The 15867-nt window shown below is 33.4% G+C and carries 15 protein-coding genes; 4 read left to right on the top strand and 11 right to left on the bottom strand.

Annotated features, from left to right (window positions below; genetic code table 11):
• Position 1: 1 nt before the first annotated feature.
• The 8 genes from AC2D8I_RS12455 to AC2D8I_RS12420 all read right to left on the bottom strand — a co-directional run bounded on the left by AC2D8I_RS12455 (position 2) and on the right by AC2D8I_RS12420 (position 5791).
• Positions 2-781, bottom strand: coding sequence for an enoyl-CoA hydratase-related protein (locus AC2D8I_RS12455; protein WP_484706346.1), 780 nt, complete (start codon positions 779-781; stop codon positions 2-4).
• A 3-nt stretch (positions 782-784) separates the two neighbouring features.
• Positions 785-1171: a VOC family protein gene (locus AC2D8I_RS12450; protein WP_484706345.1), complete on the bottom strand. Its 387-nt coding sequence runs from the start codon at positions 1169-1171 to the stop codon at positions 785-787.
• A gap of 77 nt (positions 1172-1248) precedes the next feature.
• Complete coding sequence (gene paaD, locus AC2D8I_RS12445; RefSeq protein WP_484706344.1) at positions 1249-1749, bottom strand: 1,2-phenylacetyl-CoA epoxidase subunit PaaD; 501 nt, start codon at positions 1747-1749, stop codon at positions 1249-1251.
• Between the two features lie 27 nt (positions 1750-1776).
• Positions 1777-2532, bottom strand: coding sequence for a 1,2-phenylacetyl-CoA epoxidase subunit PaaC (gene paaC / locus AC2D8I_RS12440; protein ID WP_484706343.1), 756 nt, complete (start codon positions 2530-2532; stop codon positions 1777-1779).
• 137 nt (positions 2533-2669) lie between these two features.
• Complete coding sequence (gene paaB / locus AC2D8I_RS12435; RefSeq protein ID WP_484706342.1) at positions 2670-2960, bottom strand: 1,2-phenylacetyl-CoA epoxidase subunit PaaB; 291 nt, start codon at positions 2958-2960, stop codon at positions 2670-2672.
• 83 nt (positions 2961-3043) lie between these two features.
• Complete coding sequence (gene paaA, locus AC2D8I_RS12430) at positions 3044-4000, bottom strand: 1,2-phenylacetyl-CoA epoxidase subunit PaaA (protein ID WP_484706341.1); 957 nt, start codon at positions 3998-4000, stop codon at positions 3044-3046.
• An 88-nt stretch (positions 4001-4088) separates the two neighbouring features.
• Positions 4089-5162, bottom strand: coding sequence for a 1,2-phenylacetyl-CoA epoxidase subunit PaaE (paaE, locus tag AC2D8I_RS12425; protein WP_484706340.1), 1074 nt, complete (start codon positions 5160-5162; stop codon positions 4089-4091).
• Between the two features lie 59 nt (positions 5163-5221).
• Complete coding sequence (locus AC2D8I_RS12420) at positions 5222-5791, bottom strand: TetR/AcrR family transcriptional regulator (RefSeq protein WP_484706339.1); 570 nt, start codon at positions 5789-5791, stop codon at positions 5222-5224.
• A 120-nt stretch (positions 5792-5911) separates the two neighbouring features.
• Here AC2D8I_RS12420 and AC2D8I_RS12415 point away from each other — a divergent pair, with 120 nt between their 5' ends.
• Complete coding sequence (locus AC2D8I_RS12415; RefSeq protein WP_484706338.1) at positions 5912-7669, top strand: aromatic amino acid hydroxylase; 1758 nt, start codon at positions 5912-5914, stop codon at positions 7667-7669.
• A 3-nt stretch (positions 7670-7672) separates the two neighbouring features.
• Positions 7673-7978: a rhodanese-like domain-containing protein gene (locus AC2D8I_RS12410; protein WP_484706337.1), complete on the top strand. Its 306-nt coding sequence runs from the start codon at positions 7673-7675 to the stop codon at positions 7976-7978.
• Here AC2D8I_RS12410 and AC2D8I_RS12405 read toward each other — a convergent pair.
• The 3 genes from AC2D8I_RS12405 to AC2D8I_RS12395 form a co-directional block, all read right to left on the bottom strand.
• Complete coding sequence (locus tag AC2D8I_RS12405; protein WP_484706336.1) at positions 7973-10738, bottom strand: CHAT domain-containing protein; 2766 nt, start codon at positions 10736-10738, stop codon at positions 7973-7975. The genes AC2D8I_RS12410 and AC2D8I_RS12405 overlap by 6 nt on opposite strands.
• Before the next feature lie 195 nt (positions 10739-10933).
• Positions 10934-12205, bottom strand: a complete 1272-nt coding sequence (locus AC2D8I_RS12400) for a S8 family serine peptidase (protein ID WP_484706335.1) — start codon at positions 12203-12205, stop codon at positions 10934-10936.
• A gap of 78 nt (positions 12206-12283) precedes the next feature.
• Entirely contained in the window at positions 12284-14317 is a 2034-nt protein-coding gene (locus AC2D8I_RS12395; protein WP_484706334.1) for a T9SS type A sorting domain-containing protein, read from the bottom strand.
• Positions 14318-14478: 161 nt separating this feature from the next.
• On the opposite strand from AC2D8I_RS12395, the gene AC2D8I_RS12390 reads away from it, so the two are divergent.
• Together AC2D8I_RS12390 and AC2D8I_RS12385 are read left to right on the top strand one after the other, a co-directional pair.
• Positions 14479-15030 carry an RNA polymerase sigma factor gene (locus tag AC2D8I_RS12390; protein WP_484706333.1) on the top strand — a complete coding sequence of 184 codons (552 nt, stop codon included), beginning with the start codon at positions 14479-14481 and terminating at the stop codon, positions 15028-15030.
• Entirely contained in the window at positions 15031-15837 is an 807-nt protein-coding gene (locus AC2D8I_RS12385) for a tetratricopeptide repeat protein (protein WP_484706332.1), read from the top strand.
• Positions 15838-15867 lie beyond the last annotated feature (30 nt).

Below are 15867 nucleotides of genomic sequence, written 5' to 3'. Positions count from 1 at the left end.
TTTAGTTTCCTTTAAATTCTGGTTTCCTTTTTTCAATAAAAGCGGCAACACCTTCAGCATAATCATTACTTTGTGCTGCTTCTATTTGTAATTTAGACTCTAAAGCCAATTGTGCCTCTAAATTATTCGTCATAGATTGATTAAATAATTCTTTAATCTTTCCTAATGCTGCGGTTGGCATATTGGCCATTTTTACAGCCAATTTATTTATAGTAGTTTCAAAATCTTCTAAAGCAACATATTTATATATCATCCCCATTTTTTCTGCTTCTTGAGCTGATATTTTATCGCCTAACATTGCCAATGCCAATGCTTTTTGGAATCCTATTAATCTTGGTAAAAAGAATGTTCCTGCACTATCCGGTACTAAGCCGATTAAACTAAACGCCTGTATAAAGCTTACTTTTTCGTGAGCAACTACAACATCGCAAGCTAGAGCGATGTTTGCACCTGCTCCTGCAGCGACACCATTTACTGCTGCTATTATTGGTTTTTTTATAGAACGAATTCTAGTAATTATAGGGTTATAGTGTTCTTCTAATATTTTTTTAAACCCTGGATTTAATTCTGGGTCTGTTACTTCTTTTAAATCTTGACCTGCGCAAAAAGCTTTACCACTACCTGTTAAAACAATTGCGCGAACCTCTGTATTTGTTTCGCAAGCATCTAAAGTATTTTGTAAGCTTAGAGCCATTTCCCTGTTAAAACTATTAAATACTTCAGGTCTATTTAAAGTAACGTATGCAACTTTATTTTCTATTTTTAATTCTATTGAATTCATTTTTTAATCTTCTATTTTAAACTCTGGATTATAAATTAATCCTATAATATTATTCCAAGGATCGTATAGGCTTGCTACCATTATCTCGCCTCCTACGTTATTAGGCTCCTCATGTGCTGTTGCTCCTAAACTAATAAAGTGCTGGTACGCTTTATGTATATCTTCTACGCCCCAATAGGAAAAGACGTTCTCTGTTTTTGTAACATTATCTCTTTGTTCTAGCTGCAATCCTAATTCGTAACCTTTAACATTAAAACCAACATAAAAAGGGGCATTAAAATAGGGTTTAACAAAAAAAGCTTCAGAATACCATTCTGTAGCTTTTTCTATATTATCGACCATATATATAGTGGTACGAAGTCCTAACATAAATGATTTACCTTTACTCATCTTATGTTCCTGCAAATACAGGATATTTATTAATTAAATTCATTTTCACTTAAAAAGCTTCTCTTTTGAGAGTTTGATTATTTTAAACATTTAAAATAATCAAACGGTTCTTGACAATCATCGCACTGAAATTGTGCTTTACATGCTGTTGAACCAAACTGACTTACCAACCTTGTGTTCTTTGATCCACAATTTGTGCATTTTACGATGCGTTTTCCATTTAGCAACACATCTTTATCATGTTCTGCTTCGAGCGGTGCTGCTATTCCATAATCTTCTAATGCTTTCCTGCCTTTTTTTGTAATCCAATCGGTAGTCCAAGCTGGAGCTAGAATCAATTCCACTTCAGAGTCATATCCTGCATCTTTCAGTGCTTTTTTTATATCATCGCCAATAACATCCATTGCAGGACAACCACTGTATGTGGGAGTTATTTGCACTTTTACTATAGTGTTCTCTATGATAGCCGAACGTACTACTCCCATTTCCATAATAGATAATACTGGAATTTCAGGATCTGAAACTTTCTCCAATATAGAGAAGAGTTTGGGGTTTATATTTTGTTCGATTGTCGTCAATATCAGTCTTATTTTATGGTATTTTAATTACCATTCCATATTCGGGTATGTCCGTTGCATGTATTGTAAATCACTTAATAAATACCCTAAATGTTCTGTATGAATTCCTTCTTTTCCTCCTTTTTGAAACCATTTAGATTCTGGCACATCCAGAGTAGCTGTTATTAAAACAGCCTGTACTATTTCGTAATATTTATCTTTAAGAGTTGTAACATTTACACCTATACTCTCGCTAACCATCACTTTATCTGCTTCTGTTTGATGAAACAATTCATCTGTATAGGTCCATAATGCATTGATTGCATCTTGCATTTTCATTTTACTTTCTGCTGTTCCATCGCCTAAACGTTTCACCCAATCTGAAGAAAATCGTTGATGATAACTAACTTCCTTTATTGATTTTTTGGCTATAGCAGACAGCGTTACGTCATGGCTTTTTTGTAGTTCTGTTAAAAATAACAAATGATACACATCAAATAAAAATTGGCGCCCTATAGTATAGGCAAAATCTGTATTTGGTTGTTCTACAAGTAAAACATTCAAGTATTCTCTTTCTTTACGTAAAAAGGCGATATCATCTTCTGTAGTTGCTCCTCCTTTTATTTTTGCTGCATATTGATAATAGCTTCTTACTTGCCCAAACAAATCTAATGAAATGTTTGTACAAGCGATATCTGTCTCTAAACTTGGCCCATGCCCTGTTAAGGCTCCTAACCTTTGTCCAAGAATCAAACTATTGTCTGCAACACCAAGAATATATTTATATAGATTTTCGTTTTTCATATTTCTTTCCTGTACAATATAGGAATTGTATTAAACTCTTTTTTTATTACTTATTAATCTCATCACTCTTCTCTACTAAAAAGCACAAAAGAGTTATTTTAGATTCAATTGATAGCGCTCCTGTTTGTTACAAGAATTTACATATATTTCACCTCATCTGGTAAATCGTAAAATGTTGGATGGCGATAGACCTTATCTTGAGCTGGCTCAAACATTTCACCATTATGTTTTGGATTTGATGCGGTAATGTTTTTAGATTCTACAACCCAGATACTAACACCTTCATTTCGTCTTGTATAGACATCACGTGCATTTTCCAAAGCCATTTCTGCATCTGCAGCATGAAGACTTCCGAAGTGTCTGTGCTCTAATCCATTTTTACTTCTTACAAACACTTCCCAAAGCGGCCAATTTTTTTTTGTTGACATAGTATTGCCCACCAGAGTGGGTATCTTATTAATTAAACGTTTTTCTTTATATAGTTTTCGATTGCACTTAGGCAAACAAATACTTAAACAATATGTTTTTCTTTTCTTTGCTGTTGTTTTTCAGAATAAGCCATAGCCGCATCTCGAACCCATGCGCCACGATCCCATGCACCCACTCTAGCACTCATTCGTTCTTTATTACAGGGGCCATGTCCTTTAACAACTTGCCAGAATTCATCCCAATCGATTTCACCAAAGTCATAACTTTTCCGTTCTTCATTCCATTTTAAATCGGGATCGGGAATTGTTAACCCGATTAAATCGGCTTGTGGGACTGTTTGATCTATAAACTGTTGACGCAAATCATCGTTAGATTTCCGTTTTAATTTCCACTTCATAGATTGCGCTGTATGTACTGATTCTGCATCTGTTGGGCCTAACATCATTAACGATGGCCACCACCAGCGATTTAAGGCATCTTGAGCCATTTCTTTTTGTTCTGGTGAACCTTGCGCTAGTTTCATCATAATTTCAAACCCTTGGCGTTGGTGAAAACTTTCTTCTTTACACACCCGAATCATCGCTCTAGCATAAGGGCCGTAAGATGTGCTACACAAAGGGACTTGATTAATAATCGCTGCACCATCTACTAACCATCCTATTGCTCCCATATCTGCCCATGTAATGGTTGGATAATTAAAAATACTTGAATATTTAGCTTTGCCTGTATGCAACTGCTCATAAAGCTCATCTCGAGAAACGCCTAAAGTTTCACACGCACTGTATAAATACAAACCGTGTCCTGCTTCATCTTGCACTTTAGCCAACAAGGCCACTTTTCGTCTTAAAGACGGCGCTCTAGTAATCCAATTACCTTCTGGTAACATCCCTATAATCTCAGAATGCGCATGCTGAGACATTTGCCTAATATGCGTTTTACGATACTTTTCTGGCATCCAATCTTTAGGCTCGATCTTTTCATCTCGCGCAATACGTTCTTCAAATTGGGCTTCTAAGTTTTTTATTTGTTCTTCACTCATAACTTATACTATTTGGTGAATGGTAATTTATATTTTAATGCATTTAACATAATGACTTCTTCTTTAATAACTCTTAATACCTTAAGCATTAAACATCGAAATCGACCACTACTTTCTTTGATGTTGGTACTGCTTGACAACTTAACACTAAGTTTCTAGCAACTTCTTTTTCATCTAATGCATAGTTTATTTTCATTTCTACTGTGCCGTCTTTCACTTCACATTTACAAGTACTACAAACGCCTCCTTTACATGCGAATGGGAGATCGGCACCTGCCGCCAACGCACCGTCCAAAATATTATCGTGTTCAGCTTCCATAGTAAAATGAAATTCTTTTCCGCCATCTATTATGGTTACTTCTGTCCCCTCGGTTTTATGTTCTAAAACCTCAGCAATATGTTTATTTTCCGCGTCGGTATTGCCAGAGAAAAACAATTCATAATGTATTTTATCTTTTTCTAACCCAGCCTTTTCCAACGCATCGCGAATTAAGAAAATCATTTCCTGCGGGCCACAGATAAAACAACTACTGGTATCATCTATATCGATAAAAGTTTTCGATAAAACTTGGAGTTTTTCTTCATTAAATCTCCCGTTTAACAATGGGATATCGCGTTGTTCTTTTGTTAAAAAATAGAACACCTGAAAACGCCCAAAAAACTGATTTTTAAGCTGTTCTATTTCCTCCTTAAAGATAATCGATTTTACAGTACGGTTCAAGTAAAATAACTTGAATGTACTATTAGGTTCTGCGATTAAGTGTGTTTTTATTATAGATAACATTGGCGTAATACCACTTCCTGCTGCAAAAGCAATATGATTTCTAGAAGATGTTGGCTCTATATCTATATAAAAATGACCAGACGGTTCCGCTATTTCTAGTGTATCGCCTACTTTTAACCTTATGTTTGCATAGGTCGAAAATACGCCTCCTGGTATTTGCTTAATTGCTACTTTCCATTCGTTATCCAATGGACTAGAACACAATGAATACGATCGACGCACATCTGCTCCATCTATTATTTTTCGCAATGTAAGGTGCTGTCCTTGCTTGAATTTAAAAGTTGCTTGTAAATTTTCTGGGATATCAAAAGTAACCACAACACAATCTTTGGTTTCCTTATAGATATCTTTAACGTGTATATTATAAAATTCTGCCATCTGTAAATTTCAACTAACACTTGTTAGTTTGGATAGCAAATATACAAAACTTTTAAGAATTATACTTTCACTCCGTTTATAAGGACTTGAGTCAAGTTTTGCGCCAAATCTTCAGGCTTTAGGTCTTCTTTTTTTGGAATCCACAAATATAGCGATCGCAGTGTAGATAGTATTGAAAATAGCATTACCTCGGGGTTATTATTAATAATCTCTTTATGCTCTATACCGCAGATTATGATGTTTCTAAAGTTATTCTCGTAATCCTCCCTTAGTTTTAAATAGTAGTCTAATTGCTCTTCTAAATGCATCCAATCGTTATTCATTGAAGACATTCCGTATGTATTTTGAATGGTAATATCGACATGAAGTGCAATAATTTTATTTAGTTTTTCAATATTTCCAATATCCGATGTTTTTATTAGTTCCATGCCTCTTGTAAACTCTTCTGCCAAAGAAATGATAATTTCGGTAAGAATATCCTGTTTTGAACTAATATGATTATACAAACTTGATGCTTTAATCCCCAATACTCTTGCAATATCCCGCATTGTCACAGCACTATACCCTTTTTCTTTAAAAAGTGCTGCTGCTATTTTAATAATCTGTTGCTTACGTGTTTCTTGTTTCATCGTCTACTAATATACTCATTCAAATTTTATTATAAAAATGACATTACAGATGCTTAAAAACACAATATATTAATTCATAACTTTGTGGTATGCTATCGTTAAATAATTCAAGCATTTTTTATGAATACAACAATAGAGACCAACCCTTTAATAGATAGGCTACCTCCGCATCTAAAGCAATTTATAAAGCCTCAAAATTACAATGATTATTCTTCTATTAATCAAGCTGTTTGGCGTTATGTAATGCGCAAAAATGTGTCGTATTTAAGTAATGTTGCTCACGAATCGTATTTAAAAGGTTTAAATATGACAGGAATCTCTATAAATTCTATACCGAGTATGTATGGCATGAATCGTATTCTTAAAGACATTGGATGGGCTGCTGTAGCTGTAGATGGTTTTATTCCTCCTAATGCTTTTATGGAATTTCAAGCGTATAAGGTTTTAGTAATTGCATCAGATATTCGTCAATTAGAAAATATGGAGTACACGCCTGCTCCCGATATTATTCATGAAGCAGCAGGACATGCCCCTATTATAGCAAATCCAGACTACGCAGAGTACTTAAGACGTTTTGGAGAGATTGGTTCTAAAGCTATTTTATCTGCTCACGATAATGATATTTATGAGGCTGTAAGAGCTTTATCTATTTTAAAAGAAGCTCCAGACTCTTCCCAAAATGCTATTATAGCAGCTGAAAACCTGGTAAATACCTTACAAAATAAAAAGGTGCCGCTTTCAGAGATGGCAAAAATTAGAAATTTACACTGGTGGACCGTTGAATACGGCTTAATAGGTAATTTGGATGCGCCTAAAATTTACGGTGCAGGTCTATTATCTTCCATAGGAGAAAGCAAATGGTGTATGACCAATGCTGTTGAAAAAAAACGCTACAGTATTGCTGCTGCCGAAATAGAATTTGACATCACCAAACCTCAACCTCAATTATTTGTTACTCCAGATTTTGCTTATTTAATGGAAGTCTTAGAGGAATTTTCCAATACAATGGCAATGCGAAAAGGCGGTTTTAGAGGGTTACAGAAACTTATAGATTCTAAAAAAATTGGAAGCATAGAACTTAACACAGGCTTACAAATTTCTGGAGTTTTCACCAAAATGATTACAGACGAAGATAATAACGTTGTGTTTTTTAAAACAGAAGGCCCTACAGCTATTGCCAACAGAGAAAAAGAACTTATTGGCCATGGTAAAGATGCGAATCCTAACGGGTTTAGTTCTCCTATAGGCAAACTAAAAGGCATTAGTCTTGCTATTGAAGATATGGGCCCTCGCGATTTAAAAGCCTATAACTTCTATGATGGAAAACGTATAGCCATTGAATACGAAAGTGGTATTACCATTGAAGGACTAAACATTACTGGGATACGAAATGTTTATGGCAAACTAATCCTTATTGAATTTGAAGACTGCACGGTTACTTACAAGAACAGCATCTTATTTTCTCCAGATCAAGGAATGTTTCGACTCGCTGTAGGCTCATCTATTTCTTCTGCTTTTGCTGGTTCAGCAGATTTTAGATCATTTAATAACTTATACCATGTGTCGTCCACAAAAACGATAAAACAGAACAAAGACAGTAATACACTCGAATTAGAGACCCTCTACAAGAAAGTTGCACTTTTAAGAGATTCTAAAAACACTGATAGCAAACTAATTAAAACTATTATTTCTACTTTACAAGAAAACCACCCTAAAGATTGGCTATTATTATTAGAGTTATACGAGCTTTTAGACTCTGAAAATACGTTAAGAGCAATCGCACGTAAGCATTTAAAAAACATAGAAACAAAACGGCCAGAAATTGCACATTTAATTACAGATGGACTGTCATTAATAGATGAATATGTAACACATTAAATTATGGGATTTTTAAATTTTATATTTGGAGTAAAAAACCGACAACTTAAAGCTTTTATAGATAGAGGCGCTATCATTTTAGATGTTAGAACCCAGAGAGAGTATGATAAAGGCGCTATTAAAGGTGCCAAACACATTCCTTTACAAGAACTACATAAACATACTGCAAAGCTAAAACAATTAAACAAACCCTTTATAGTTTATTGCCAGAGCGGTATTCGTTCTGCTAAAGCAGCAAAATACTTAACCCTAAACAACATAGAAGCTATTAATGGTGGCGGACTCGCTAAACTTTCAAAACTACTATAACAATCTTATATTAAGTCGCTTTTTCTTTCTTTTTCGGTAAACATAAAAAAGAAGAATTGGCAGCAATAAAAACAATAATCTATAGGTCTTACTTTGTTTTTTAAAGATTGGTTTTTCGTTCCCTATTAATGTAATTGCACTCCAATAATAAGGAGAAACTTCACTTGTATTTTTATGGTTATTAATGTAATCTTGTTTTGCATTACCCAATGCTTCTGTTTTAGTAAATCCTTTATTTAAATACTTATAAAACGCATATATTATTTCATTATTAGATTTTTGATTTACATCCCAAAGAGAAGCTAAAACACTTTGAGCACCTGCATTTACAAATCCTCGTGCCACACTCATAACTCCTTCTCCTTTTTTTAATTCTCCTTGAGAAGTTTTACAAGCACTTAAAACAACCAAGTCTGTATATTGGTTTGCAAAGCACATCTCATCTAACATTAATTTTTCGTCATAAAATGCTAACCATGGTTTTTCCTGAGACACACCACCACTATGGGTAGACAGGTGTATTATTTGATGCTTCCCATAAGCCTCTGCAAATTTTTGCTTTGTTGCCTTTTGATTTGTTAAAACTGTTGTTTGTAATTCTTCTTCAAGCGCCTTGACTTCGTCATTATATACAACCAAAGGGGCTAGTGATGGGTCTTTAAAATAAGTTGGGCTCATTGCAAAGTAACGACTAACATACTCTCTTTTAAGGGTTTTAGAACTCATTAAGCATGAAAACGAATAAGCATATCTTATTTTACAGATATTAATTAGATACGACTCATTTATTGGCTGATTATTTTTCATGGTTATTAATGGCTCAAAAGGTATATTTTGTAAAACGCCATCTGAGATAATCAACAATTCTTTTCCTTTTAAAATATTAGGATTAGCTTCTAAAAAAGGGAACAGTTGCTTATAGAGTTCAAAGGCTAAAGTTTTATAATGCTTTTCATCATTTTCATTTACAAATGGCGTTCTCAAATATTCTTGAAACTTTTGCAAATTTTGAGCTAAAAGCTTTCGCTCTTTTATTTTAAAAAGCCCCACTGTATTTTTAGACAGTAAAGAGACATAGGCGTTATCATCTCCTATTTTATATTGTAAAACCAACTGTTTTTCATTCAAGTGTTTTTGTGCCATAGTGGCATCATAAATTTGTATTCCTTTTTTAAAGTTATGATAGTTCGGAAAAGCTCCTTCTAAAGAATCTATAAACTTAGAATAGGCTTCTTTTCTTGAAAAAAACTCAATCTTAAAATGTTCTTCTTGCAATACATTTTGATCTTGTGTTGCTAATGCCTCTTGCCTAGAATGATTAATTTCCTGAAGTAACTTTATTTCTCGTTCAATAATCTCATGAGGCAATTTTGATAAAATCTTGGCTTTTAAATTGGTTACATTCTCCAACAACAATAGCGCTTTACTTTTTTCAATAAAATAAAACGCTTTTTGCATTTCCTTAAGCTTATAGCATACTGCTGTAGCTTTTAAATATAAATCTGATGCTTTTTCTCTCCAAAAAAGTTTTGATACATCTTCTCTGCTTTCAAAATAAATAAGATTAACAAGGGCATCTGCCAATTCTAATGTCCTTAATGCATTACGTAAATACGCTTCATTCTTTTCTTTTTTATCAAATTCAATCCAAGCATTTGCCTTATCCTCAAGATAGTCTAACACATCTCTTTTATTTAGAGATAACTCAATATCTTGAAAACTTGGCAATGTCTGGTAATCACTCCTTGTATTATTTACCGTTAAGCAGAGGGCTCTTTGGTAATATTCTAGCGCTTCCACATATTTATTCTCTGCAATACAAACATCCCCCAAATTATTATAGATGCTAGCCTCTTGGATTGGCCTTTTATATGCATAGCCTAAGGCTGCACTAAAATGCATTTTCGCTTTAATTATATCACGATCTTTCTTATGAGCAACTCCAAGATTATTATGGCTTTTAGAAATAAACATTGAGTCTTTTAATTTAATGCTCAACTCTAAAGCTTTTTGATATGCTGTAATACTAAGATTGTATTCTTCAAGTGTATCATAAAAATGACCTTGATTAATTTTCAGTCCGATTAAATCTTTTTCAGGAATATCGAAATTATCGCTTAAGGCTTCTATTTTCTTATTTTTACTAAAAAAATCCTCTTTATATTTAACATCACTATAATAATCTGCATAAATCGCTAATATATTTTTATAAACTCGTAACAGGTTTTTACTATCCTTTTTGTTTAGGTATATTGATTCACTAATACCATAACAATCTAAAGCGTTCTTAAAATCACCTCTAGCCTCATAAACCCTAGCTTTCAACCAATTAACTTTCGCTGTTCTCTTTTCTGTTTTACTACAAAAACCTAATAAACGATTACAGGATTGCAATGCTTCTGAATACGCCCCATTTTCATATTGAAATTTCGCATAATTATTAAAACTGGCCTTAAAAAGTGAAGGGTATTCTTTGACGTATTTTTCTCTTATTGAAACTGCTTTACTAGCATAATCGATAGATTTATCCATATCCATCTGTTTCAAATAAATATACTTGGCTAATTCATGATAAATCTTAGATAATTTTAACTCATCAACAACACAACTATCTATTAATGACTCGACAGCCAACACCTTTTGGATATTTGTTAATGCTGTTTTATTTAATATAGAATCAAATTCTTTAAGAGATTCCTGTTGAGCGTAAACACTCCATTTAACGAGTATTAATAATACAACAAGGCCTTTTTTACGCATTATTTAAAAGTTAATTTAGGGTTCATTTTACTGTACTATTTTTAAAACACAGTACACATCCCCCTAAATTAATCAATTAAAACTAACTTTTTAACGTAAAATGTTTATGATTTTAACCTAACAACCATACTTATCTGTTTTTTAAACAAGGCTCACAAACACCTCTAATTGTAATTTAATAAAGCAACCTAATTTTTATGGTAATAATGCTGATTTATATTTTATATTATATAATCCAGATGAAAAAAGCGTACTACTACTAATCACTATATTTTTCAAACTTATTGGAGGTATCCCATTTACATACAATTCTGCTGCCTTATAACTTGTAAATGCACATGCAAATGACGTCCCTGAAACTACTGTATTTTGACCGTTAATAGTAAACGCATAATCATCTCCTGGTGCTGCTATATCAACACTAGACAATCCATAATTAGAATACGACGACAAAAGAGTACCGCTAGTATTATAATTCCCTTCTGGATCAATATCAAATACTGTTAAATCCTGTAAGGCTGCAACCGCTAACAGATGCTCTGCATTATAAGACGATGGGTAATGCGGTATATCATCATTGTTATTAGAGTCATTTCCTGCTGAGACGACAACTAATACTTGTTCTTCTGAATCATTAATAAACCTTTCGAATAACTCTTGATATTTATAACTCCCAAAACTCATATTAACAAGCTTTACTTCAGGTTTACTTAAGGCATATTTATAGCCACATAAAATAGTAAAAGTATCACTACGCCCTTCTTTATCAAATACTTTAATAGGCAAAATCTGATGACTCACACCTTTATCTCTTAAATTATCACTTATAATTCTTGATATTATTGTCCCATGATTATTATCATCAAAAGGATCATTGTCGTCATTAACAAAATCCCACCCAAACACATCTTTAGCAATAGCCTGCTCGCAATGTTCGTTATTAATATTATTATACAAAAAAGGCTGAGTAAAACCACCTTCTATATAATTTACGCCAGTATCTAGAACAGCAATAGTTATATTTTTATTCGTGGCGACTTGCATATTAATAGCCGCATTTAAATCGCCATTTAACGGCGGAGGTGCAGAATTACTATCTCCTAATTCTACATTATCATTAAAATCAACCCCATCTAAATCTGGATCATCACTAACCGTATTCTTCTTCTCTTCAATAGCTTCTTGTGTTATATTTTCAGAAAAATACCATAATTCTAATCCATCATCAACACAAGCACATTGTTTATAGTTTTCTACTTCATAATTATTCCTAATACCTGCCTTTTCTTCCTCCGTTATCCCTGTATTATATTTTACAATAAGCCCTTTTGCATTCCTATCTACATCTCTTCGCCCTTCTATTGTATCTCTTGTAGTTTTTTGTACATCATCCTCCACAACATTCTCACTACAACAAGTTATTATTAATGCCACAAACAATAGCCAGATTATTTTTATTTTTTTCATACTATTCAATTTAAGATTTAGGATTTAAAAAAACAGTTTCAATCAAAACAAATGCTTGATTAAAACTGTTCATAACTGCTATTCTATGATTACTTTTTTATTTATAGTTTGTTTCCCCGTAGTAAATGAGAAAAGATAAAGCCCTTTAGTTAATGCTGATTTTAAATTTAGATTTAAATTCAAAACCCCATCTACAGCCTTACGGTTTTTAATTGTTTTAATTAAAGTACCATCAAATCTAAATATATTTAACACGACTTCCGCATCACTATCCATTTCAACTTTGATTTTCATTATTCCATCATTAGGATTAGGAGATATAGAGATATTTTTATTCCCTTTTCCTCGTTCACTTCCATAACAAGCTTGTGAAGATATTGGTGATTGCGCTCCATTCTCACAAATGGCTGTTACTTGCCATATAAAACACCTATTCACTAAAGCTCCTGATAGTGTATAACTATTCGTCCCTACTGTTATTGGCGCTAAAGAGATCCCATTCGAACCACAATTGCAATCGATTTGCAAGTCACCGCCGCCTGGAGAGCTAATTACATAACTTACAGCTCCTGGTACTGGATCCCATGTTAAGGCGGTTCCCATCACTTGTAAATTTGTTGGCGCTGTTAATTCACACTCACTTTTTATATCGGGATTATAACATGCTTGTGAAGATATTGGTGATTTTTCTCCATTCTCACAAATGGCTATCACTTGCCATATAAAACATCTATTCACTAAAGCTCCTGATAGTGTATAACTATTCGTTCCTACTGTTATTGGCGCTAAAGAGATCCCATTCGAATCACAATTACAATCGATTTGCAAGTCGCCACCACCTGGGGAACTAATTACATAACTTACAGCTCCTGGTACTGGATCCCATGTTAAGGTAGTCCCTAACACTTGTAAATTTGTTGGCGCTGTTAATTCACATTCCCCTTTTATATCGGGATTATAACATGCTTGTGTAGATATTGGTGATTTTTCTCCATTCTCACAAATAGCAGTCACTTGCCATATAAAACATCTATTCACTAAAGATCCTGATAGTGTATAACTATTCGTTCCTACTGTTATTGGAGCTAAAGAGATCCCATTCGAATTACAATTACAATCGATTTGCAAGTCGCCGCCACCTGGGGAACTAATTACATAACTTACAGCTCCTGGTACAGGATCCCATGTTAAAGTGGTCCCTAACACTTGTAAATTTGTTGGTGCTGTTAATTCACATTCCCCTTTTATATCGGGATTATAACATGCTTGTGTGGATATTGGTGATTTTTCTCCATTCTCACAAATGGCTGTCACTTGCCATATAAAACATCTATTCACTAAAGATCCTGATAGTGTATAACTATTCGTTCCTACTGTTATTGGCGCTAAAGAGATCCCATTCGAGCCACAATTACAATCGATTTGCAAGTCGCCGCCACCTGGGGAACTAATTACATAACTTACAGCTCCTGGTACAGGATCCCATGTTAAGGTGGTCCCTAACACTTGTAAATTTGTTGGTGCTGTTAATTCACATTTAAACTCTACGTCCTTACATATCGTTAACTTAGACATTCTAACTTCGACTTGAGGATTTGGAACCGATGGGTTTGAAGGATAGAACCAAATATTTTTAAAATCTTGGTTTGCCGTAAAATTAAATGTATAGGTTTGACTATTTGCTCCATTTGCCCAAATATTTTGCCCCATTATCATCTGGTTAGGGTTTGGTGTTGAAGGCACAGGATCGCCAGCCCCTCCTTGTACTCCATTTATTGGATTCTCTGTTAAGAAAACCTTCATCATAGAGTTTACATTAGGAATTTGCCCAGTATTAGTAGTCGCATCTAATCTAAATGAGATACAATATTGCTCCCCTTTAACAAAATTAAATCCAGAATAATTTACACCTTCTCCTTTTATACTTCCTGCTCCATTACTATAATAAGACCACATCCACACAGAGTTACTTCCCCATGATGGTGTACCATGAGAATTACTCCATTGATCTCCTTTAACAATCTTAATGCTTTGACAACTCCCTTGATTACATTGCGCCTTAACTGTAAGACAACTCATAACCGCTAAGAAAAAAAACATCATTTTTTTCATAATTTTAAATGTATTTGGTTGATTAGCTCCTACTCTATTTTAAGGTTTTTCGGATACCACCTACTTATTTTTATTCATCAATAAGAGGCGCTTCTTATTTTTTGTTACCCCATAATTTTAAACTATATTGAAAAGCAAATTAATCACAGATTAGAATCTATATGAAGAACGATGATTTTGTTCGTCAATTTTTAGAAGGAAACACAGAGCTATTAACCAATATTTACAAGAAATCTTTTAAATATGTAGCGCACTATATTACAAGTAGAGGCGGTTCTAAAAAAGATGCCGAAGACATTTTTCACAACGCTTTACTCTTACTGTATGTAAAATTAAAAGCCAATAAAATACACATACAATCTTTTGACAAGTATCTATTTACAGTATGCAAAAACTTATGGAAACGTAAAAAAGCAAAAGAACGGGTAACAAAAACCAACGTAACCCCTCTAGTTAGTGAAGAACTAGATAAAGCTGCTTTCTATTTAGAACAAAATCAATGGGAATTATATGTAGAAAAATTTGAAATGCTAACGACTCAATGCAAAGAAATATTAAAAATGGTTTTTGAAAAAAAATCATATTCAGAAATTGTTAAAAGGTATTCTTATGCTTCCCAATCCGTTGCTAGACAACGTGTTTTTAAATGCAAGTCTAAGCTTACAAAATTAATAAAAGAAGACCTTAGGTTTTCTAAACTCAAGCACAAGTAAATGGCCATAGACAAGGATACATATCAAAAAATAAAGGCTTATCTCGATAATGAAATGACTCCTGAAGCGTATTTAAACTTTGAAAAAGCAATAGAAAATGATAAAGAGTTAGCTGATGCTGTGTCCATACTTAAAAAAATGGATATTGTGTACAGCACCAATGATTGGCAATTATATGATGGGTCCCTTTCAGATCTAAAAGAGACTGCTAATTTATTTGATAATGATGAGGTTAAAGCCTTTTCAGATCACATTAAAACTGTAAAAACAAACATTAATAGCAATAATAAAAAAGGCATTAAACGCTTCATTACTTACAGCGCTTCAATTGCTGCTGCTCTCCTTCTTTTTACAGGATATTTCTTTTCTCAAAAAGAAGTCGCAACAATAGACTTATACAACGATTATTATAATTTAAAAGACCTACCTTCCTTTACTACTAAAAGTGAAATATCGAATATGCTGGCCAAAGCAGAAAACCTGTTTAAATTGCAAAAATATGCTGAAGCACTAACAGTATTTAAAGCTGTAGAAAACAAACAGCACAACATTTTTAATCCAAATCTCATATTATATATTGCTGCTTGCCATTTAGAATTAAACCAATATCAATTAGCGCATAAAAGACTAGAAACCTTATTAAAAAGCAATACCATAGATCATCATAAAGCATATTGGTTTGACGCCTTAACCTATTTAAAAGCAGGTAATAAAGTTAAAACGATTACTGTTTTAGAACGATTAATACAAAATGAGCGCAACTTTAACTATGAAAAAGCTAAAAGCCTTTTAAAAGCGCTAAAATAAATCCCGTTTAAATGGCTTGTTTCCTCAAAA

The organism is Lacinutrix sp. YIN62 (genome assembly GCF_057219185.1).
The sequence above is the reverse complement of the archived record's forward strand: the minus strand, read 5'-3'. Positions and strand labels throughout refer to the sequence as shown.

What these genes read in the sequence shown, in the direction of transcription:
- paaB (WP_484706342.1), bottom strand. Translation starts at nt 2,960, where the DNA reads ATGTCAACAAAAAAAAATTGGCCGCTTTGGGAAGTGTTTGTAAGAAGT.
- AC2D8I_RS12420 (WP_484706339.1), bottom strand. Translation starts at nt 5,791, where the DNA reads ATGAAACAAGAAACACGTAAGCAACAGATTATTAAAATAGCAGCAGCA.
- paaE (WP_484706340.1), bottom strand. Translation starts at nt 5,162, where the DNA reads ATGGCAGAATTTTATAATATACACGTTAAAGATATCTATAAGGAAACC.
- AC2D8I_RS12385 (WP_484706332.1), top strand. Translation starts at nt 15,031, where the DNA reads ATGGCCATAGACAAGGATACATATCAAAAAATAAAGGCTTATCTCGAT.
- AC2D8I_RS12405 (WP_484706336.1), bottom strand. Translation starts at nt 10,738, where the DNA reads ATGCGTAAAAAAGGCCTTGTTGTATTATTAATACTCGTTAAATGGAGT.
- AC2D8I_RS12410 (WP_484706337.1), top strand. Translation starts at nt 7,673, where the DNA reads ATGGGATTTTTAAATTTTATATTTGGAGTAAAAAACCGACAACTTAAA.
- AC2D8I_RS12400 (WP_484706335.1), bottom strand. Translation starts at nt 12,205, where the DNA reads ATGAAAAAAATAAAAATAATCTGGCTATTGTTTGTGGCATTAATAATA.
- AC2D8I_RS12395 (WP_484706334.1), bottom strand. Translation starts at nt 14,317, where the DNA reads ATGAAAAAAATGATGTTTTTTTTCTTAGCGGTTATGAGTTGTCTTACA.
- AC2D8I_RS12390 (WP_484706333.1), top strand. Translation starts at nt 14,479, where the DNA reads ATGAAGAACGATGATTTTGTTCGTCAATTTTTAGAAGGAAACACAGAG.
- AC2D8I_RS12455 (WP_484706346.1), bottom strand. Translation starts at nt 781, where the DNA reads ATGAATTCAATAGAATTAAAAATAGAAAATAAAGTTGCATACGTTACT.
- paaA (WP_484706341.1), bottom strand. Translation starts at nt 4,000, where the DNA reads ATGAGTGAAGAACAAATAAAAAACTTAGAAGCCCAATTTGAAGAACGT.
- paaC (WP_484706343.1), bottom strand. Translation starts at nt 2,532, where the DNA reads ATGAAAAACGAAAATCTATATAAATATATTCTTGGTGTTGCAGACAAT.
- AC2D8I_RS12450 (WP_484706345.1), bottom strand. Translation starts at nt 1,171, where the DNA reads ATGAGTAAAGGTAAATCATTTATGTTAGGACTTCGTACCACTATATAT.
- AC2D8I_RS12415 (WP_484706338.1), top strand. Translation starts at nt 5,912, where the DNA reads ATGAATACAACAATAGAGACCAACCCTTTAATAGATAGGCTACCTCCG.